Below are 19,613 nucleotides of genomic sequence, written 5' to 3'. Positions count from 1 at the left end.
CTTAGGCTCTCAAGAATGCGGGACCGCTGCCGGCAGGCGATGCCATCTTTTGCTGCTCTTCGAGCAGCAAGTACATCAGCGGACTTTCGGAGCGTTCGGCGGGCGCATCGACATGCAGGCTGGTGGCAATCAGCAGTGCGATGGCATCCGCGCGGCAAGTGCCTCGATCCAGGTCCTGTCCTTTCATCAACTCGTCCGTCACTTCCTCGATCAACGCAAGAAAGCGGCGGATGAATTCGGGACTCAGCGCCTGCGTCCGGGAAGAAGGACGTGCCGGGTCGCGCGCGTATTCCCCGTGACCGGCGCTGTCACCAACCACGCCGCGGACCGGAATGAACCTGCCCAGCTTCATGATGCTGAAGCATGCGCGCAGTGGGCGGCATGCGCGAAAACCGACAGGGTGGCGAGCGAAGATGGATCGATGGCTCGCGCCTCCAAGCCGGTGGGGGGCGTTCGGACGTAGCGAATGTTTCTCATTTTTCAGGATCCTGGTTTGTCACCGAACGCTGCGTTTCCTCTGCGACAGGATTCGTGCACGGACAGTATCCGGTGCCGTGGCCAAGGTGGATGGGCGCATGCGAAGTCGAGAGGGGCCATGCGAAGTTGCTCGGGGGCGCGCTGAGCCGTGTCGCTTGCCGATACCTGACCCGATGCGTTGCGCTCACCGGCCCGGTCTTGTAGGGAACCTGGGGATGGCGCTGCGACCGCGCAGTGCCTATGTTGGTGGTGTCCACCGCCTCCGGAGATCCGCCATGCGAGTTTGTTCCATCCCGCGTTCCATTCGCTGCGCGCTGTGGGGCATCGTGCTGCTGCTCTCACCCGCGACGGTGCTGGCGCAACTCGAGGCTGGCACCTCTTGTGGCGCCAACTTCGAAAGCGAACCAGGACCGCGCACCGCGACCACCAGCACGTGCGAGATGCACCGCTCGTTCCCGGATGCCCTCGACCCTGCGATCATCCACCAGGGCACCGGCACCGCGGCATCGCAGGTCTCCTACGGTGTCCTGATGGCGCGCGCCTCCGCTGTGAGCGACGGAGGGGAAGCGTCCGCGTTCAGTTTCGCGGACGTGAACAGCGGCTTCTCCGTCCAGAGCGCCGACGAGTCCCGCCTCGGTGAAGAGGTCTACGTGACGTTCGGCGCGCACCGCATCGACGCCCGCACGCAGCGCGAGGCCGTTGTCCCTCGTCCCGACGGCGACATCGCCTTCGAGTCTTCCTTCGCCGCCACCACGTTGCGCTACGAGTTCGACATGTTCACCACCCTGAGCGGCTCGACGCTGCGATGGGCCTGGTCCGACGAAGCACTGGAGCGCAACGGTGCCGGAACCGAAAACGACATGAGCTCCCACGACGTCACCGGCTCCCTGACGCCCATGGTCGTGCCCATGTTCCTCGGTGAACTCGCATCGTTCAGGCTGACGCTGTCGGCAAGGAGCGACGTCCGGGGCACGGGGCACGCCCTCGTCGATGCGTTCCAATCGGCATACTGGGGCGGCATCACCGGCGTGGTCGACGCGGCCGGGCGGCCCGTCGACTACGTGGTCCGGTCACCCGATGGGGCGGACTGGGGGCGGTCGCATATCCCGGGGGTTGCCACCCCGGTGCCCGAGCCGGGCAGCGGGCTGCTGCTCGGCATGGGCGTGGCGATGCTGGTGATCGGCGAACGGCGCCGGCGTACGCTGCCCGAGGAAACCGGCTGACAGCCCCTGGTCCACTTGTGGCATCTGCTGTTGGGCCTCAGGTTTGAGTTCAGAGATGTCTGGCAGGCCCGGGGCGATTCACACCGGGTGCTCAACCTGGAGCGACCCTACTTGGTTTCCCGAGCCACCGGCCCGTTGTCGAAGGTGTACTGCTTGTCGTCCTGGAAGACGACCGCGGTGTAGACCGTGCCCGAGTCGCCCCAGCCGTTGCGCAACACCAGGTGGCCCTGCGGGTTGCGTTCGATGTCGCCGGGCAGGCCGATGCCCAGCACCCGAGACTTGACCCACGCGATGTCGCGTTTGGGCAGCGGGCCGGGGGCGAGGTCTTTCTTGATCTCGACGAGCAGTTCGGCGTAGGCGCTGCGGATGTCGGCGCGGAGCTTCTCGGCACGTTCCGGGCTCATCGGCGCGGTGAGCGTGGTGTACGGGAGGACCTCGCGGGTGTAGACGGAGTAGTTGCCAACCCAAGGTACGGTCTTGCCGGCCACGACGATCTCCGACTCTGCACGCACCTTGACCAGCACGTCGATGCCCTCCTTCTCGCCTGCGACGAAGTAGACGAGGTGGGGCTTGAGCGCGATGCTCGCGACGCCGGCCGCCCGCGGCACCTTCGCGATGGCATCGCCGATGGCCGCGGTCGACTCCGCCTTCGCGTCGAACTGGTACAGCGTCGATTGCAGGCCGGACTGGCCAGTGGCGTTGGTGATGCGGTCGATGTTGGCCGCGTTGGCGAGCGCGCCGAGCGGTCCGAAGAGGATGCCAACGGCGAGGCTGCCCCCGGAACCCTGCAGCACGTAGAGCGACTTGCCCGCGACCTCGAAGGCGCGGGGCGCGACTTCCTCCTTGGTCGGCCGAGTCTCGCTGATCGCCACCGGCTTGCCGACGAGGGAAGGGTGAACGGCGGCCACGTTGACCATCTGCAGGTTGCCGCACGCGGCGAGGAAAAGCGGGGCAGCGAGGGCCGCCAGGCGGATCGTTTGGATCAAGAGGAACTCCGTAGGGACAGGGATGGTTTCAGCGCGCCGGCACGTCAGTCGACAAGGGATGACGTGCGAGCACGCGCCGACCGCGCTTTGCCGGCTGACCGGTCGCGCGGCGTCAGTGCACCTTGCTCGGCGCCGCGAGTGCCGACCTGGCCCGCGAAGCTTCATCGGGCGAAGGCGTGTAGGTCGTCCACGCCTCGTCGGCCGTCATCCGGTACTTGACCACGCGCTGGTCGAGGTCGAACTCGTAGTGCGGGTACACCTCGCGCAGGTTGAAGAAAGTCGCGGGGGCGAAGAACAGGATGTCGAGGGCCAGGTAGCCCCCGTTGAACTTCAGCGGCAGGAGGCCGTACATCGGCTCGCGGCCCGTCGCGTCGGCGCGGAACTCGTACTGTCCGAACGTGGTGGCTGCGAACGACTCCGAGCGCGGTGCGGTCACGGCGGTGCCGGTCTTGATCGCGACCGTGGTGCCGGCCTGCGGCGACGAGATCGTCGTCATGGCAGTGCAGCCGGCCAAGGACACGGCGGTGGCTGCGGCGAGCAGGCGAATGGTCTGGTTCATGGTTTCCCTCCCTCGTGATGAATGAATGACCTCGTGCACCGCGGTTCTGGAGTCCGTCTGGTGCGAGGTGGCCAGTATTCTCGTCACGGTTTGAGGCTCAGCCGTTCAACGCTTCGCCGACTTCGCGGACAACTGCACGAACGGTGATGCTTTCGCTATCAGGGCGGGCGTTCGCGGGCTGCAGGGTTCGACACCGAACAGACCGCGCGATCCGCCAATGGCATTGCGCGACGAATCGGCACCGCCGGCGTCACTCGGCGATGGCCTCGTCGTGGCGGTCGAGCAGCAGCTGCGTCCGCTTTCGGCACCCGACCTCGGCAAGGCCCTGGCGTGCGCTGGCGCCCAAGCCAGGGCCACCCGATCAGCCCGTTGACGGCATGTCAGACACCGGATCGGGTTCGCCGGGTGTCTTGTCGTTGTCGTCAGGCTCGGTTGGCACGTTCATCGGTCCAATGCGCGGGGTGTCGCTGCCCTCCTGCGGGCCGGTCAGCACGCTGGCCGGCATGGTTGCGGCAAGGTCGACATCGCCCCCGTCGAGCGTCACCAGCGAGGCCGTGTCCGGGATCGCTGCCGACGTGCTGTTCGCCGCCGGGCTGCTCGCGGGCGGGTTGCCCGCTGGCGCAAGGGGCACCGGCGCCGCGTCCGCGGTTTCGCCGGACGGAGCCGATGTGAACCACGGATGATGCGCCGGCTGGGTGGCTGCGACGGTGGGCGGCGGTGCGTCCACGTGGGCCGGGTGCAGGGCCAGCAGCATGGCCGCGGCCGTTGCCAGCAACGCCAGGCCTGCCGCCAGCATCTTGCCCTTGTTGAGGCGCCCGCCTTGCCACGGCTTCGGTGGTTGGACGCCATGAAACCGGTTGGCGTCGGCCTCCGCGGCACGAAGACAGTTGCCGAGCGCGCTGCCGGAGAAGTTCGAGGATGGCTTCATCACTGGAGTTCCTTTGCCTGAGTGTTTCATGGCGCCCTCCGCTTACCAGGTGGCCAGTGCAGCGCGCACTTCGTCGCGGTACAGCTCGCTCGCGGCGGCGCCGTAGGCATTGGTGTAGACGGTATCGATCGGGCAATCCATGGACGGGGTGGTGCTGTCTTCGAAGCAAGTCACCGGCACGTCCGAGATGAAGCGCGCGTACGAGTAGGTGCGGAACTGCGTGATACCTGCCACCTTGATGGGGAAACGGATGAGGCCCGTGCCCGAACGGATGATCACGCGCTGTCCGCAGCCGCCATCCGCATCCGGCAGGCAGGTGCCGTAGCTGCCGCCCTTGCTCCAGTTCCGCACGGCCGCGCCGAACTGCGACGCCACGCTGGCCGACTTGCCGAGTTTGGCCGCCTCCTGGTTGATGATGACCTGCAATGCAGCACCGACACCGGTGGTCGGATTGGCCGACTCGAGGAACTCGGTGCGGCCCGAATTGGTGTTTTTCAACAGCGTGGAGTTCCAGACCCCTTCGTAGATGCGAGCCAGGTCAGAGGCCGTGGTGTCGTTGCGGCGGTTCGCCGGGTCCATCTTGTTCGTCTCGAGGTTCCGGTAGCCGCAGCCGATGTTGTGGCGCACGGTCGTTCCGGTCATGCCCACCGCGGCGGCGGTGTTGTTGAGCCCGGGGAAGCCACCCGTGCGCAGCGTCACGCCGCGGGTCGTCCGGTTGTCGGAGATGCTCATCATCTCGTCCAGGCCCTTCTCGAAGTCGTAGTCGAGGCGCATGTTCAGCGGCGTTTCGAGCGACGGATTCGGGCAGGCGTTCTTGCGCTGGGTCAGCGTACCGGAGATGTAGTCGTAGTAGATGAAGGGGGTGGGCAATGTGTCGGTACCCGCGTCGACGCGGCGGAGCGAATGCAGCAGGTGCAACGACTTCAGCGAGCTGGCCACTTCGGCGCGGCGGTGGCCGTTCAGGTCCACCTTCGTGGCGCCGCCCACTTCCTTCAGGTAAGCCGCGAAGATGCCGCGGGTCGGGTTGCCGTTCCCATCGAGAAAGGCCTTGCCGAACTCGCCGCGCATGCGGGCCGTGCTGGCGTTCGCGTTGTCGATGAAGGCCGCGTCATAGCGGCGAACGCCGGAGCCGTTGAGGTAGCTGACGATGTCGACGGGGCGGGCGGACACCTGGTTCGCATAGTTCACGAGCGCAGACATCGACGAGAACCCGTACTGGTACCACCATGCCGAGTTGTCGGCGCCGGTGTTCTTCACCTGCACGAAGTTGTAGGTCCCATCGGCCTGGCGATCCAGCTTGACGATGCGGCCACTGAACGAGCTCACCTTGGCGGCGATGTCGGCCGGCGTCTGGTTCAGCCACCACTGCCATGCCTTCGCATCGGCGCCGGTATTGGCGACCGAGATCATCGTGAACTTCTTGACGCCGTTCACCACGTAGCTGTCGAGGTCGACCAGGCGGTGACCCGTCGAGGACAAGTGGGCGCTGATCTGTGCGGACGACACACCGCCGAGGTAGCCCCAGGCGCGGGCGGCGCTGCCGGTGTTCGAGACCATCACGGCGGCGTAGCGGATTTCGCCGCCGCCGATGTCGTACGGCTGCAGGTCGATCAGGCGTGCGGTGTTGGCGTTGAGCTTGGTCTGGATGTCGGCGAACGTGAGGCCGTAGTACCACCACCACCCGGATGCCGCGTAGGCGCCGCTGTTGCTCACCATGCGCACGGAGAAGAGCGGCGCGCCATTGCTGACGGAGTTGACTTCGAGCGATGCGATGCGGGCGCCGTTGTTGGTCAGGTAGGTGCCGATCTGTGCGGCCGTGACGCCGGTGTATGCCCACCAGCCGGTCGGCTTGTTGATCGAGTGGTCGGTCGTCATCGACGTGGCATCGAGCGCCATCGGCGAGACGGCGAGCGCCGAGGACGCCACGTCGTCCTCCACGGCAAGGGGCTCGGACGCCACGGCGCCAGCGCACAGGAAGCCGGCAGCCAGGGTAGCGGCCAGGGAGCGGGTCAGAAGGTTCAGCGAGTGCATGTTCATGTCTTTCAGATCGTGATTTGGAGATCGCCCGCGAGCCACCGGTTCAGTGGCCGCTGCATGTGTTGTCGGCCTTGCGGTCGCATGCATGGAGCGGGAGGAAGAGCCCGTTGATCGGGAGAGGGCAGTGTCTGGATCCAACGTTTCAATGGCGCTTCGTTCAACGCGTGCTGGGTTTCAGATGTTCTGTCGGCACCCCCTTTCGAGGGTTCGCCGAAATCCGTACGACGCACATGCGAACGCATGGGATGGACACGTGCGGATGCAGGCGACTTCGCGGATGACCGCGTCATGCAGGAGCTGGTGGCTCACCGAGTGAGCCAGCAGTGCGGCGGCCTGATTTGTCGGTGTCCGATCGGGCCGGGAAGATCAGGTCGCCGACTTCCGGTCGACAGGTTCGACGCGACGCTCAGGGCGCGCGCTGTGTTTCAGATGTTGTGTTGGCACCCCCATCAGGGGGCGCACGGAATGCAGTGCGATGCACACGCCCACGCACCGATGGAAACGTGTGAATGCAGGCGCCGTGGCGAATGGCGGCGTGTCAGGCGCGTAGTGGCCAGCACCTGCGCGATGTGTTCAGGCCGCAGCGGCAATGGGGGTGAGTCGGGATACGATGATCGAGATCGGCAACTGCGATGGTGGCGGCTTGGCAGTGATGCAGTGCTGCTTGCGTCGCAGCCTGCCTTGTTCGACGTTTCCAACAATCGGAAGGAAGATGCATGACGACGAAGACCGCAAGATCTCGCGTATCCAAACCCCGTTCCCTCCTCGCGGCGGCTGCCGCAGCGATGGGAATGCTCTGCACGGGGAGCGCACAAGCCGCGCTGTTGTGGGACTGGGGCTATACCGGTGCGGGCGTGAATGCGTGGGGCACCCTCACGACGTCGGACGTTGCGAACAGCGAAGGATTCTTCGAAATCACCGGCATCACCGGGATGCGCAACGGCGACGTGATCAACAGTCTTCAGCCGGCCGGCACGTCGATCCCCGGTAACGAGCCGTTCCTGGTGGACAACCTGATCAAGGCCTCCGGCGGTCTGAGTGGAGACGGGTTCGGCTACGGCACGCAGTCGGGCTCGTTTGCAAATGTCTTCTTCGCTGACTGGGCATCCCCGCCCGGGGTCGTCGAGTTCGGGACGCGCCCGTCCGATCAGACAACCTCCGAGCTTGGTGTTTCATTCCGATTCGCGCCCAGTTCCGAGGTGGCGCCGAGCGTTCCAGAACCGTCCAGCGTGGCGCTTGCGGCGATTGGCGGATTGGTGCTTCTTGCGCGGCGCAGGTATGCCCGCCTGAGTTGACTTGGCATGTCAGCCAGGCGCGCGTCGAATTCATCCAGCCAGCTCATCGCCGCACGCCGCGTGCAGCAGCGAGTTCACCCGAGCGTCGACTTCGCCGACTTCATGCCCAATCTCGCGAGCAAGGCACGGTCTTGGTCCCCCTCGGGGTTGCCGGTGGTGAGCAGCTTCTCGCCGTAGAAGATCGAGTTGGCACCCGCGACGAAACACATGGCCTGCAGGGCCTCGTTCATCTGCTGCCGCCCGGCCGACAAACGCACTCGCGCGAGGGGCATGGTGATTCGGGCCACTGCAACGGTGCGAACGAATTCGAAAGGGTCGAGCTTGGCGCTGCCGGCGAGCGGCGTTCCCTCGACCGGCACCAGTTCGTTGATGGGCACGGACTCGGGGTAGGGGGCCAGATTGGCCAGCTGCGCGATCAGCCCGGCGCGTTCGGCCCGGCTTTCGCCCATGCCCACAATGCCGCCGCAGCACACGGCCATGCCGGCGTGGCGCACGTTCGCCAGGGTATCGAGGCGATCCTGGTAGACACGCGTGCTGATGATGCGGCCATAGGCCTCGGGTGCGGTGTCGAGGTTGTGGTTGTAGTAGTCCAGCCCCGCCTCCTTCAGCGCGAGCGCCTGAGGCTCGCTGAGCATGCCGAGCGTGCAGCACGTCTCCAGCCCGAGCGACTTGACCTCGCGCACCAGCGCGGCGACCTTCTCGATGTCGCGGTCCTTCGGCGCGCGCCAGGCGGCACCCATGCAGAAGCGCGTGGCCCCCGCATCGCGCGCGGCAACAGCCGCTTCGCGCACCGCGTCGACATCGAGCAGCTTGCTGGCCTCGACACCCGTGTCGAAGTGGACCGACTGCGGGCAGTAGCCGCAGTCTTCCGGGCAGCCCCCGGTCTTGATCGACAGCAGCGTGGCCAGCTCCACCTCGCAGGGATCGAAGTTTTCGCGATGCACGCCCTGCGCCTGGTACAACAGCTCCGGCAAGGGCAGCTCGAAGAGCGCCTCGATCTCGACGACCGTCCACCGGACGGAACCCGCAACAGGCGTTCTGGCCTGAACGCGAGGAGGGTGGAACGTGACCTGGTGGACCTCGGCGGGCGGGGACGCAGGGGTCGCGGTGGAAGCCTGTCCATTCAGCATTGGGTACTCCTGGATGTCAACGGCGCTTCGCGGCGAGCGCCTTGCCCACCCTCGATCCGTTGTCACGGTTCAGCTGAGCCGAGATCCACTCGCCGCAGTCCACCAAGGCATCGAGGTCGATGCCGGTATCCACGCCCATTCCGTGCAGCAGGTAGACGACGTCCTCCGTCGCGACGTTGCCCGTTGCGCCCTTGGCGTAAGGGCACCCGCCAAGGCCCGCGACCGAGCTGTCGAAGACACGCAGGCCGAACCCGTACGAGGCGTGGATGTTGGCAATGGCCATGCCGTAGGTGTCGTGGAAGTGACCGGCGAGATGCTCGACCGGCACCTCGGCCGCCACGGCTTCGAGCATGCGCAGCACCGAACCTGGCGTGGCAGTCCCGATGGTGTCGGCCACGGACACCTCGTAGCAGCCCAGTTCGTGCAAGCGCTTGGTCACCCGTGCCACCTGCAACGGGGCGATCGGGCCGTCATACGGGCATTCGACGGCACACGACACGTAGCCCCTGACCCTGACGCCCAGGCGCGCCGCGGCATCCAGGACAGGCACGAAGCGCTCGATCGACTCGTCGATCGAGCAGTTGATGTTCTTCCGTGAAAAGCCTTCCGATGCCGAGGCGAACACCGCAACTTCGGCGGCGCCTTCCGCCACGGCAGCCTCGAACCCCTTGAGGTTCGGCGTCAGCACCGGGTAGTTCATGCCGGGGCGGCGGCGCAGGCCGCGCATGACCTCGGCCTGGTCCGCCATCTGCGGCACCCACTTGGGCGACACGAACGACGTGACCTCGATGTCGCGCAGCCCCGCCACCGTGAGCCGCTCGATCAACGCCAGCTTGATCTCGGTCGGTACGTTCTGCTTTTCGTTCTGCAGTCCGTCGCGCGGACCGACCTCGACGATGCGGACGGATGCCATCAATCGGCCCCTTCGAAGTCCACCAGCTCGGCGCCGTCGGAGACCTGGTCGCCCGGCGCAAAATGGAAGGCCTTGACGACGCCCTTGCGCGGCGCGCTGATGGTGTGTTCCATCTTCATCGCTTCAAGTACGAGGAGCGGCGCACCTTTTTCGACGATGGCGCCTGGCTGGACTGCCAGGGCGATCACCCTGCCGGGCATCGGCGCGCGCAGCCCGCCCTCGACCTCCTCGCCCGCTCCACCGACATGCAGCGTGTCGACCAGCGACAGCGGCCATGAGCGGCCATCGAAGAACACGTGGCGCCGTTCGCTGCTCGCCACCACGGCGGCGCGCAAACGGCGCTCACCGAGCTGGGCCTGCAATTCACTGTCAACGCCGAGCGACCCGCGCGCGACCACCTGCAGGCCACCCACGGTCAAGCGGTGCCCGCCCGGAACAAACTCGATGCCGACCTCTTGCACGGCGTCGCCGAGACGGAAGACGAGCTGGCGGCCGGAACGCCCGTTCAAACGCCAGCCGTCGAGCGCGCGCCAGGGCGAGTTCGGGTCAGCCGACTGCGCCGCTTTCTTCTCGGCCAGGCGCCGCTCCCGCAGCAGCTCGGCGAGCGTCGCGAGCAGCCAGATGTCGGCCGGCACGTCACCCGCCGGCGGGAACAGCCGAGCCTGCTCTCGCTCGATCAGGCCGGTGTCGAGCTGGGCGTTGGCGAAGGATGGAACCGCGACCAGGCGCGCCAGGAAGTCGACGTTGCTCGACACGCCCACGACCCGGTACTGGGCGAGCGCCTGGCGCATCCGGGCAAGTGCCTCGCGCCGGTCAGCGCCCCAGACGATGAGCTTGGAGATCATCGGGTCGTAGTGCGGCGTGATCTCGTCACCCTGTTCAACGCCGGTGTCGACCCGGACGTGGTCGGACTCGGGCGGCGGCAACAGGTGCACGAGCCGGCCGGTGGAGGGCAGGAAGCCGCGGTCAGGGTCTTCCGCGTAGATGCGCGCCTCGATCGCGTGACCGTTGATCTCGAGCTGCTCCTGCTTGAGCGGAAGGGGCTCACCGCTGGCCACCCGAAGCTGCCACTCGACCAGGTCCAGCCCGGTGATCATCTCGGTCACGGGATGCTCGACTTGCAGGCGTGTGTTCATCTCCATGAAGTAGAAACCACCGTCCTGGGTCGCGATGAACTCGACCGTGCCCGCGCCGACGTAGCCCACCGCCCTGGCGGCCTCGACCGCCGCCTGGCCCATTGCCGCGCGGCGCTCGGGCGTCATGCCTGGCGCTGGGGCTTCTTCGAGCACCTTCTGATGCCTGCGCTGAACCGAGCAGTCGCGCTCGAACAGGTAGACGCAGTTGCCATGCGTGTCACCGAAGACCTGGATCTCGATGTGACGGGGCTGGAGGATGTACTTCTCGACCAGCACGTCATCGTCGCCGAACGCATTGCGTGCCTCGCGCTTGCACGACTCGAGCGCCGCTGCGAACTCGGCAGCGGCGTCAACGCGGCGCATGCCTTTGCCACCACCGCCGGCGCTCGCCTTGATCAGCACCGGATACCCGATGGACTCGGCCTGACTGGCGAGGAACAACGGGTCCTGGTTCGCGCCGTGGTAGCCGGGCGTCAGCGGCACCTGGGCTTTTTCCATCAGGGCCTTCGACGCTGATTTCAGGCCCATCGCCCGGATGGCCGATGCGGGCGGGCCGATGAACACAATGCCGGCCTTCTCGCACGCCTCGGCAAACTCGTCGTTCTCGGACAGGAAGCCGTAGCCAGGGTGAATGGCTTCGGCTCCGGTGTTTCTGGCGACTTCGATGATGCGCTCACCGACGAGGTAGGACTCGCGCGCGGCTGCAGGGCCAATCAGCACCGCTTCGTCGGCCAGGCGCACGTGCCGCGCGTTGGCGTCGGCCTCGGAGTAGACCGCCACCGTGGCGATGCCCAGGCTCCGGGCTGTCTTGATGACGCGGCAGGCAATCTCGCCGCGGTTGGCGATCAGAATCTTCTTGAACATGCCGTGTCTCCTTCAAGCCTTCGCAGGCACCCAAGCCGCCGGACGCTTCTCGAGGAACGCGCTCAGTCCCTCCTTGGCCTCGGGCATGGCGCGCAGCATCGCGATGCGGCGTGCCGTGTCCTCGAGCACCGCGTCGTCGACCGCGCGATGTGCCACGGCGCGGATCAGGTCGGTGGCGGCGGCCTGGGCGGCTGGACCACCGGCGAGCAGTGCGCCAACGATCTCCATGACCTTGGCGTCCAGCGCGTCAGGCTCGGTCACCTCGTGCGCCAGGCCCATCTCGCGCGCCCGCTCGCCGCTGATGCGTTCCGCTGTCTGGAAGTAGCGATAGGCATGGCGCTCACCGATGGCGCGCACGACGTACGGGCCGATCGCCGCAGGGATGATGCCAAGGCGCACCTCGGAGGTTGCGAAGAGTGCCTGGGTCGATGCGATGCAGATGTCGCATGCCGCGGCGAGTCCCATGCCGCCGCCGAGGGCCGCTCCGTGCACGCGAGCGAGTGTGGGCGTGGCACACGTCGAGATCGTGCGGAACAAGCTGGCGAGTTTGCGTGCATCCGACAGGTTCTCGTCCTGCGGTGCGGCGCCCTGGCGCTTCATCCAGTTCAGGTCGGCACCGGCGGAGAAGCTCTTGCCTTCACCCGCCAGCACGATCGCGCGCACGGTGGGGTCGTGGTCCAGCACGGTGAACACCTCGGACAGCTCGGCGATCAGTGTTTCGTCGAACGCGTTGTGCACTTCCGGGCGTGCCATCCACACCCATGCCGCGTCTCCGCGACGTTCGATCTTCAGAGTGGTGTAGTTCATTCCTGGCTCACATCCGGAAGATGCCGAACTTCGTCGGCGGGATCGGCGCATTCAGCGCGGCGGCGAGCGAGAGCCCGAGCACGCGCCGGGCTTGCGCCGGATCGATCACGCCGTCGTCCCACAGGCGCGCCGTGGCGTAGTAAGGGTGACCTTGGGTCTCGTACTGCGCCCGGATCGGTGCCTTGAACGACTCCTCGTCCGCAGCACTCCACGCGTTGCCCTTGGCCTCGATGCCCTCCCGGCGCACCGTGGCAAGCACGCCTGCGGCCTGCTCGCCGCCCATCACGCTGATGCGCGAGTTGGGCCACATCCACAGGAACCGCGGGGAATAGGCGCGACCGCACATGCCGTAGTTGCCGGCGCCAAAGCTGCCGCCGATCAGCATGGTGACCTTCGGCACCTGGGTGGTGGCCACCGCGGTCACCATCTTGGCGCCGTGCTTGGCAATGCCCTCGTTCTCATACTTTCGGCCGACCATGAAACCGGTGATGTTCTGGAGGAACACGAGCGGAATACCGCGCTGCGAACACAGCTCGATGAAGTGGGCACCCTTCATGGCGGATTCGCCGAACAGGATGCCGTTGTTGGCGACGATGCCCACCGGCATGCCGAAGACGCGTGCGAAGCCGGTGACAAGCGTGGTGCCGTACCGCGCCTTGAATTCGTCGAAGCGCGACCCGTCCACAACGCGTGCGATGACCTCACGCACGTCGTAGGGCTTGCGCGTGTCCTTCGGGATCACGCCGTAGATCTCCTGCGGGTCGTACAGCGGCTCCTCGCTGGCCTCGAGGGTGACGGTCGCCGGCTTGCGGCGGTTGAAGTTGGCAACGATGCGCCGCGCGATGAACAGCGCATGCGCGTCGTTCTCTGCCAGGTGGTCCGCAACGCCGGAAATGCGCGTGTGGACGTCGCCGCCGCCCAGGTCCTCCGTGCTGACGATCTCGCCGGTCGCGGCCTTCACGAGCGGCGGTCCGCCCAGGAAGATCGTTCCCTGGTTGCGGACGATGACGGTCTCGTCGCTCATCGCCGGAACGTAGGCGCCGCCAGCGGTGCACGAGCCCATCACCACCGCCACCTGCGGAATGCCCTGGGCACTCAGGTTCGCCTGGTTGTAGAAGATGCGGCCGAAGTGGTCGCGGTCGGGGAAGACCTCGTCCTGCTTCGGCAGGAAGGCGCCCCCGGAGTCGACCAGGTAGATGCACGGCAGGTGGTTCTGCTCCGCGATTTCCTGGGCGCGCAGGTGCTTCTTGACCGTCATCGGGAAGTAGGTCCCGCCTTTGACGGTGGCATCGTTGGCCACCACCATGCAGTCGACACCCTGGATGCGGCCGATGCCGGCGATCACGCCGGCGCTGGGCGCTTCACCGTCGTACATCCCGTGTGCGGCAAGCTGGCCGATCTCCAGGAACGGCGTTCCCGGGTCGAGCAACTGCGTGACGCGGTCGCGGGGAAGCAGCTTTCCGCGCGACACGTGTTTGTCGCGCGCGGCGGGGCCGCCCCCCTGTTCCACTTGGCCAGCCTTCGTGCGCAAGTCCTCGACCAGCGTCCGCATCGCCTCTGCGTTGGCCCGGAACTCGTCTGAACGAACATTGACGGCCGTCTTCAGAATCTGCATGTCTCGCTCCTTGGCGCTCTGCTCAATTGATGGTCTCAAGGGACGCCCGATAGCGTTCGTCCCATGCCTGCCCGGCGCTGACGCTCACGCCCACCCGGTGCAGCAGGCCGTCGGACAGGCCGTAGACGAGGCCATGCACTTCGACGCGCTGGCCGCGGTACCAGGCGCGCCGCAGGGTCGTCGTGCGGCACACGTTCGCGACTTGCTCCACCACGTTCAACTCGACCAGCCGCTTGCCCCGGTCTGCGTCAGTGTGTCCGTCCAGCCTGGCCTCGTGCTTGTTCGCGATGTCTTCGATGTGGCGCAGCCAGTTGTCCGCGAGTCCCGTCGATCGATGCTCGGCCACGGCTTGCACGCCGCCGCAGCCGTAATGACCGACAACCATGATGTGCTCGACCTTCAGCGTCTCGACCGCGTACTGGATGACCGACAGGCAGTTGAGGTCCGAGTGCACGACGACGTTGGCGATGTTTCGATGCACGAACACTTCTCCCGGCGCCAGCCCGAGGATCTCGTTGGCCGGCACGCGGCTGTCGGAACATCCGATCCACAGGTAGTGCGGCGACTGCTGCGTTGCCAGCCGGGTGAAGAATTCCGGGTCCCCGGCGACCTGCCGGTCCGCCCAGGCCCGGTTGTTCGCGAACAGGGTGCCGAGAGTGCACATGGCGGCCTCACAGGGTCTCGCTGTAGAGTTCGCGCCCGATCAGCATGCGCCGGATCTCGCTGGTGCCGGCGCCGATCTCGTAGAGCTTGGCGTCGCGCCACAGCCGCGGCGTCGGGTACTCGTTGATGTAGCCATTGCCGCCCAGCACCTGGATCGCCTCGCCTGCCATCCAGGTGGCTTTTTCGGCGGCGTACAGGATCGCGCCAGCGGCGTCCTTGCGCAGGGAGCGTGCATGGTCCGAACGGTCGCATGCCTGTCCCACGGCATACACGTAGGCGCGGCAGGCCTGCCACGTGGTGTACAGGTCAGCGAGCTTGCCCTGCATGAGCTGGAATTCTCCGATGCTCTGGCCGAACTGTTTTCGGTCGTGCACGTAGGGCAGGACGACATCCATGCATGCGGCCATGATGCCAAGCGGTCCGCCGGACAGGACGGCCCGCTCGTAGTCGAGGCCGCTCATCAGCACCTTGACCCCATTGCCCACGCCGCCGAGCACGTTCTCTTCCGGCACCTCGCAGTCTTCGAGGAACACCGGGTAGGTGTTCGAACCGCGCATCCCGAGCTTGTCCAACTTCGTGCCGAACGTCAGGCCCTTGAAGCGCTTCTCCAGGATGAAGGCGGTGATGCCCTTGGCGCCTTTCTCGGGATCTGTCTTCGCGTAGACGACAAGCGTGTCCGCGTCACCGCCGTTGGTGATCCACATCTTCGAGCCGTTCAGCACATAGCGGTCGCCACGCTTGTCGGCACGGAGCTTCATGCTGACAACGTCCGAGCCCGCATTCGGCTCGCTCATCGCCAGTGCGCCCACGTGTTCGCCCGATACCAGCTTGGGCAGGTACCGCTGCTTCTGCGCCGGATCGCCGTTGCGATGGAGTTGGTTGATGCACAGGTTGGAGTGCGCCCCGTACGACAGTCCGACCGCCGCAGAGGCACGCGACACCTCCTCCATGACCACCAGGTGCGCGAGGTAGCCCAGCTGAGTGCCGCCGTATTCCTCGCTGACCGTCATGCCGTGCAGGCCCAGGTCGCCGAGCTTCTTCCACAGGTCGGCGGGGAACAGGTTGTCGTGGTCGATCTGGGCGGCCCGCGGCGCGATCTCGTTCGCGGCGAAGTCGCGTACCGTGTCGCGCAGCATCTCGATGGTTTCGCCCAGGTCGAAACGGAGGCTTGGCAGGTGTGTCATGCGAATTCCTTTGCGTTAGGTGAGTCCGTGCATCACTTCTTGACCAGCGGACAGGTCGATTGCGACAGGGGTTTGAACGCCTGGTCGCCGGGGATCACGTCCCTGACGTGGTAGTAGTCCCAGGGTGCTTTCGATTCGCCCGGCTTCTTCACCTGGAGCAGCAACATGTCGTGCACCAGCCGGCCGTCCTGGCGAATCTTGCCGTTGGGGATCACGACATCTTGAACAGGCGTTTCGCGCATCTTCTTCAAGACGGCATCCGTCGAATCGGTGCCCGCGGCCTTGACCGACTTAAAGTAGTGCGTCACGGCCGAGTACACGCCCGCTTGCGCCATCGTCGGCATCCGCTTGTGCTTCTCGAAGAAGCGCTTCGACCATGCACGCGTTTGCTCGTTCTGGTCCCAGTAAAAGCCTTCGGTCAGGAACAGGCCCTGTGAAGCAGGCAGGCCGAGGCTGTGGACATCGGAGATGAACAGCAGCAGCGGCGCCACGATCTGGTTTCGCGTCAACCCGAACTCGCTTGCCTGCTTGATGGCGTTGACGGCGTCGCCACCCGCGTTGGCAAGACCCACCACCTTGGCTTTCGAGCTCTGTGCCTGAAGCAGCACGGAAGAGAAGTCCTGCGTGTTGAGCGGGTGCCTGACCGCGTTGACGACCTTGCCGCCCGAGGCCACCACGACGTCGCTCACGTCCTTCTCGAGCGCCTTTCCGAAGGCGTAGTCCGCGGTGATGAAGAACCAGGTGTCGTTGCCTTTCCTGGCCAGCGCGCGCCCTACACCGATCGAGCTGGAGTAGGTGTCGTACATCCAGTGCATGCTGGTCGGCGTGCATTTTTCGTTGGTGATCGGTGTCGAGGCAGAGCCGACGACCACGGCGATCTTGTTCTTCTGCGCGGCAATGTCCATGACCGCCAGTGCGACGTTGGTGGGCACCAGGTCGAGGATCGCATCGACGTTGCCGGTGTCGAACCACTCGCGTGCCTTCGTGGACGCAATGTCGGCCTTGTTCTGACTGTCTGCAACGACCAGTTCGATGGGCTTGCCGAGCACCTTGCCGCCGAAATCCTCGACGGCCATGCGACCCGCGATGACCGATCCTGGTCCGGCCAGGTCGGAGTACGAACCGCTCATGTCGATCAGAAGGCCCACCTTCACGATGTCGGCGCTGACCTGTGCATGCGCAACCGATCCCAGGGACAGGGCAAGCGATGCCGCGACGCTGAGTGCTGAGAGTCTTGTGTTCATCGGTAGGTACCTGGGGAGGAGAATTCGGGGAAGGGGTCTGGATCGAATGGAAAGTCTCGTGGGTGCGCGTTGTTCATTCGCCCCCGGTTTCAGGCGCTGGCGTGGTGGACACGCCCTGCGCCTCTGCCGCAGTGCGCTGGGCCGCCATCGCGCGCCGATAGGCTGGCCTTTCATGCAGCCGTTCCCAGTACGAGAGCACGTTCGTGGGGAACTGCGCGTGAAGGGCGAGGTGTTCCGCCAGCATCAACGCGTAGCCCACGGAGACGTCCGCCGCGGTGAAGCGGCCGCCACACAGGAACTCGCCCTGGGCGAGCGCCGCCTCGATGGCCCGCAGGCGCGCCAGGAACCAGCGCGTGTAGTCTTCGACGACCTGTGGGTTGCGACGCGCAGCCGCCTCGAAGCGACCGTAGCGAAGCACAAGCGATTGCGGAAACGTCAACGTCGACTCGCCGAAGGACAGCCAGTTGAGGTAGGCCGGGAACGCCGGCTCATCTGCACCGACATCCAGCGGCGTCGGCCGTGATTGCGCGGCCAGGTACTGACAGATCGCCGCCGACTCGGTCATCCGGACATCGCCGTCGATGAACAGCGGCACGGTGCCAAGGGGGTTGAGCGCGAGGAAGCCGCGGGCGTGCGTGCGGGGAGGGAACGGCCAGATCTTCAACTGATACGGCAGGCCGAGTTCTTCGAGCATCCACAGCGGCCGGAAGGACCGGGCGCTGATGCAGTGATGAAGTTCGATCATGGATGCGCCGTGCTCAAGCGTTTTTTGCTGCCGCGAGCTTCAGCTCTTCCACCATCTGCTCGCGCATCACGAACTTCTGGACCTTGCCGGTGATCGTCATCGGCATGTCCGGCACGAAGCGGATGTAGCGGGGAACCTTGAAGTGCGCGATCTGCTCGCGGCAAAAGGTCCGGATGTCTTCTTCGGTCGCCTGTTCGCCTGGCTTGAGAACGATCCAGGCGCAGACCTCCTCCCCGTACTTCGGGTCGGGAACGCCGAACACCTGCGCCGACTGAACCTTCGGATGCCGGAACAGGAACTCCTCGATCTCGCGCGGGTAGATGTTCTCGCCGCCGCGGATGAGCATGTCCTTGAGGCGCCCGACGATGTTGCAATAGCCCTCGGCGTCGATCGTCGCGAGGTCGCCGGTTCGCATCCAGCCGTCGACGATGGCCTCGCGTGTCCGCTGCTCATCGCCCCAGTACCCTCGCATGACCGAATAGCCGCGCACCCACAACTCACCTGGTTGACCGATCGGCAGCACCGCGCCGCCGACGTCCACCACCTTCGCTTCGAGGTGCGGCTGGATTCGGCCCACCGTGGACACCCGGCGCTCGAGCGGATCGTGGGTGGCGCTCTGGAACGAGACCGGGCTCGTCTCGGTCATGCCGTACGCGATGGTCACCTCGCCCATGTGCATCTGCGAGACAACACGTTTCATGGTCTCGATCGGACACGGCGCGCCGGCCATGATGCCGGTGCGCAACGTCGTCAGGTCGAAGGCTGCGAAGTCGGTGTGATCGAGTTCCGCGATGAACATCGTTGGCACGCCGTGCAGGGCCGTGCAGCGCTCGGCCTGGACCGCAGCCAAGGTCGCGCCGGCATCGAACACTTCGCCCGGGAACACCATCTGCGAGCCGGTGGAGACGCAGGCCAGCACGGCCAGCACCATGCCGAAGCAGTGGTACAGCGGCACCGGAATGCAAAGCGAATCCTGCTCGCTCAACCGCATGGCCTGGGCGACAAAGCGGCCGTTGTTCACCACGTTGTGGTGGGTGAGCGTCGCGCCCTTCGGGTTGCCGGTGGTCCCGCTGGTGAACTGGATGTTGATGGCGTCGAAGCAGTCGAGTGCCTCGCTGATCTCGTCGAGTGCGGCCGTGTCGATCGCTCTCCCTGCGCCGTTCAGCACCGCGTCGTAGCCCAGCATGCCGGGTGTTCGCTCCTGCCCCAGCCGGATCACGAACTGCAGCAGGGGCAGCCGCTTCGACATGAGCTTGCCCGGCTCGCACGTGGCAAGCTCCGGCGCGAGTGTCTGCAGCATCTCGAGGTACATCGAGCTGCGCAGCCGCTCCGCCGCAATGATGGCGCGGCAGCCCGACGCGTTGAGTGCATATTCGAGTTCGGCGATCCGGTACGCAGGATTGATGTTGACCAGGATCACGCCGATGCGGGCCGTGGCGAACTGGGCGACCAGCCACTCCACGCGATTGGGCGACCAGATGCCGATCCGGTCGTCTCGCCGAAGTCCCAGCGCCAGAAGGCCGGCAGCGAAGCGATCCACCTCGGACTTGAACTGCGACCACGTCCAACGCACGTCCTGCTCGCGGAACACGACGGCGGGGCGGTCGGGCCACTGCGCCGCGGTGGCCGACAACAGACCGAAGATGGTCGACGTCGACAGCGCCGTTTCCGTCGAGCCGGACACCTGGGACATGCCGTCCGCCGGGGCGATGCCCTGATGTCGCCCTTGGTTGATGGATTCGCTCATCTCGTCTCCTGTGGGTCCACCCTGGTTTCACGATTCGTCTGGATCGCTGGTCTGACAAGA

The 19,613-nt window shown here is 66.0% G+C and carries 17 protein-coding genes; 2 read left to right on the top strand and 15 right to left on the bottom strand.

Annotation, left to right across the window (positions count from 1 at the left end; genetic code table 11):
- Nucleotide 1: 1 nt before the first annotated feature.
- Entirely contained in the window at nucleotides 2-352 is a 351-nt protein-coding gene (locus ASC87_RS19835) for a hypothetical protein (RefSeq protein WP_056666161.1), read from the bottom strand.
- Between the two features lie 400 nt (nucleotides 353-752).
- Here ASC87_RS19835 and ASC87_RS19830 point away from each other — a divergent pair, with 400 nt between their 5' ends.
- Nucleotides 753-1,700, top strand: a complete 948-nt coding sequence (locus tag ASC87_RS19830; RefSeq protein WP_056666158.1) for a PEP-CTERM sorting domain-containing protein — start codon at nucleotides 753-755, stop codon at nucleotides 1,698-1,700.
- 107 nt (nucleotides 1,701-1,807) lie between these two features.
- On the opposite strand, the gene ASC87_RS19825 is transcribed toward ASC87_RS19830, so the two are convergent.
- From ASC87_RS19825 to ASC87_RS19810, 4 genes are all read right to left on the bottom strand, one after another.
- Nucleotides 1,808-2,686, bottom strand: coding sequence for a hypothetical protein (locus ASC87_RS19825; RefSeq protein ID WP_056666156.1), 879 nt, complete (start codon nucleotides 2,684-2,686; stop codon nucleotides 1,808-1,810).
- A gap of 112 nt (nucleotides 2,687-2,798) precedes the next feature.
- Entirely contained in the window at nucleotides 2,799-3,245 is a 447-nt protein-coding gene (locus tag ASC87_RS19820) for a hypothetical protein (RefSeq protein ID WP_056666153.1), read from the bottom strand.
- A gap of 361 nt (nucleotides 3,246-3,606) precedes the next feature.
- The gene (locus ASC87_RS19815; protein ID WP_056666149.1) at nucleotides 3,607-4,173 is read right to left on the bottom strand and encodes a hypothetical protein; all 567 of its coding nucleotides are present in this window, start codon (nucleotides 4,171-4,173) and stop codon (nucleotides 3,607-3,609) included.
- A 42-nt stretch (nucleotides 4,174-4,215) separates the two neighbouring features.
- Nucleotides 4,216-6,210: a serine hydrolase gene (locus tag ASC87_RS19810; RefSeq protein WP_056666146.1), complete on the bottom strand. Its 1,995-nt coding sequence runs from the start codon at nucleotides 6,208-6,210 to the stop codon at nucleotides 4,216-4,218.
- A gap of 716 nt (nucleotides 6,211-6,926) precedes the next feature.
- On the opposite strand from ASC87_RS19810, the gene ASC87_RS19805 reads away from it, so the two are divergent.
- Complete coding sequence (locus ASC87_RS19805; RefSeq protein ID WP_056666141.1) at nucleotides 6,927-7,505, top strand: PEP-CTERM sorting domain-containing protein; 579 nt, start codon at nucleotides 6,927-6,929, stop codon at nucleotides 7,503-7,505.
- A 74-nt stretch (nucleotides 7,506-7,579) separates the two neighbouring features.
- Here the strand turns inward: ASC87_RS19805 and bioB are convergent, their stop codons facing one another.
- The 10 genes from bioB to ASC87_RS19755 all read right to left on the bottom strand — a co-directional run bounded on the left by bioB (nucleotide 7,580) and on the right by ASC87_RS19755 (nucleotide 19,553).
- On the bottom strand, nucleotides 7,580-8,635 hold the full coding sequence (gene bioB, locus ASC87_RS19800) for a biotin synthase BioB (protein ID WP_056666138.1): 1,056 nt from the start codon (nucleotides 8,633-8,635) through the stop codon (nucleotides 7,580-7,582).
- Nucleotides 8,636-8,651: 16 nt separating this feature from the next.
- Complete coding sequence (locus tag ASC87_RS19795; protein WP_056666135.1) at nucleotides 8,652-9,548, bottom strand: hydroxymethylglutaryl-CoA lyase; 897 nt, start codon at nucleotides 9,546-9,548, stop codon at nucleotides 8,652-8,654.
- Nucleotides 9,548-11,548 carry an acetyl/propionyl/methylcrotonyl-CoA carboxylase subunit alpha gene (locus ASC87_RS19790; RefSeq protein ID WP_056666132.1) on the bottom strand — a complete coding sequence of 667 codons (2,001 nt, stop codon included), beginning with the start codon at nucleotides 11,546-11,548 and terminating at the stop codon, nucleotides 9,548-9,550. The genes ASC87_RS19795 and ASC87_RS19790 overlap by 1 nt, the downstream gene beginning before the upstream one ends.
- A 12-nt stretch (nucleotides 11,549-11,560) precedes the next feature.
- Nucleotides 11,561-12,355, bottom strand: coding sequence for an enoyl-CoA hydratase/isomerase family protein (locus ASC87_RS19785; RefSeq protein ID WP_056666128.1), 795 nt, complete (start codon nucleotides 12,353-12,355; stop codon nucleotides 11,561-11,563).
- A gap of 7 nt (nucleotides 12,356-12,362) precedes the next feature.
- Nucleotides 12,363-13,970, bottom strand: coding sequence for a carboxyl transferase domain-containing protein (locus ASC87_RS19780; protein ID WP_056666125.1), 1,608 nt, complete (start codon nucleotides 13,968-13,970; stop codon nucleotides 12,363-12,365).
- Between the two features lie 22 nt (nucleotides 13,971-13,992).
- On the bottom strand, nucleotides 13,993-14,634 hold the full coding sequence (gene can, locus ASC87_RS19775; protein WP_056666123.1) for a carbonate dehydratase: 642 nt from the start codon (nucleotides 14,632-14,634) through the stop codon (nucleotides 13,993-13,995).
- Nucleotides 14,635-14,641: 7 nt separating this feature from the next.
- Complete coding sequence (locus ASC87_RS19770) at nucleotides 14,642-15,817, bottom strand: isovaleryl-CoA dehydrogenase (protein ID WP_056666120.1); 1,176 nt, start codon at nucleotides 15,815-15,817, stop codon at nucleotides 14,642-14,644.
- Nucleotides 15,818-15,849: 32 nt separating this feature from the next.
- Complete coding sequence (locus tag ASC87_RS19765) at nucleotides 15,850-17,061, bottom strand: ABC transporter substrate-binding protein (protein ID WP_056666119.1); 1,212 nt, start codon at nucleotides 17,059-17,061, stop codon at nucleotides 15,850-15,852.
- Nucleotides 17,062-17,134: 73 nt separating this feature from the next.
- The gene (locus ASC87_RS19760; RefSeq protein ID WP_056666116.1) at nucleotides 17,135-17,806 is read right to left on the bottom strand and encodes a glutathione S-transferase family protein; all 672 of its coding nucleotides are present in this window, start codon (nucleotides 17,804-17,806) and stop codon (nucleotides 17,135-17,137) included.
- Between the two features lie 13 nt (nucleotides 17,807-17,819).
- The gene (locus ASC87_RS19755) at nucleotides 17,820-19,553 is read right to left on the bottom strand and encodes an AMP-binding protein (RefSeq protein WP_056666113.1); all 1,734 of its coding nucleotides are present in this window, start codon (nucleotides 19,551-19,553) and stop codon (nucleotides 17,820-17,822) included.
- Nucleotides 19,554-19,613 lie beyond the last annotated feature (60 nt).

This window comes from Rhizobacter sp. Root1221 (genome assembly GCF_001425785.1).
GTDB lineage: Bacteria > Pseudomonadota > Gammaproteobacteria > Burkholderiales > Burkholderiaceae_C > Rhizobacter.
The sequence above is the reverse complement of the archived record's forward strand: the minus strand, read 5'-3'. Positions and strand labels throughout refer to the sequence as shown.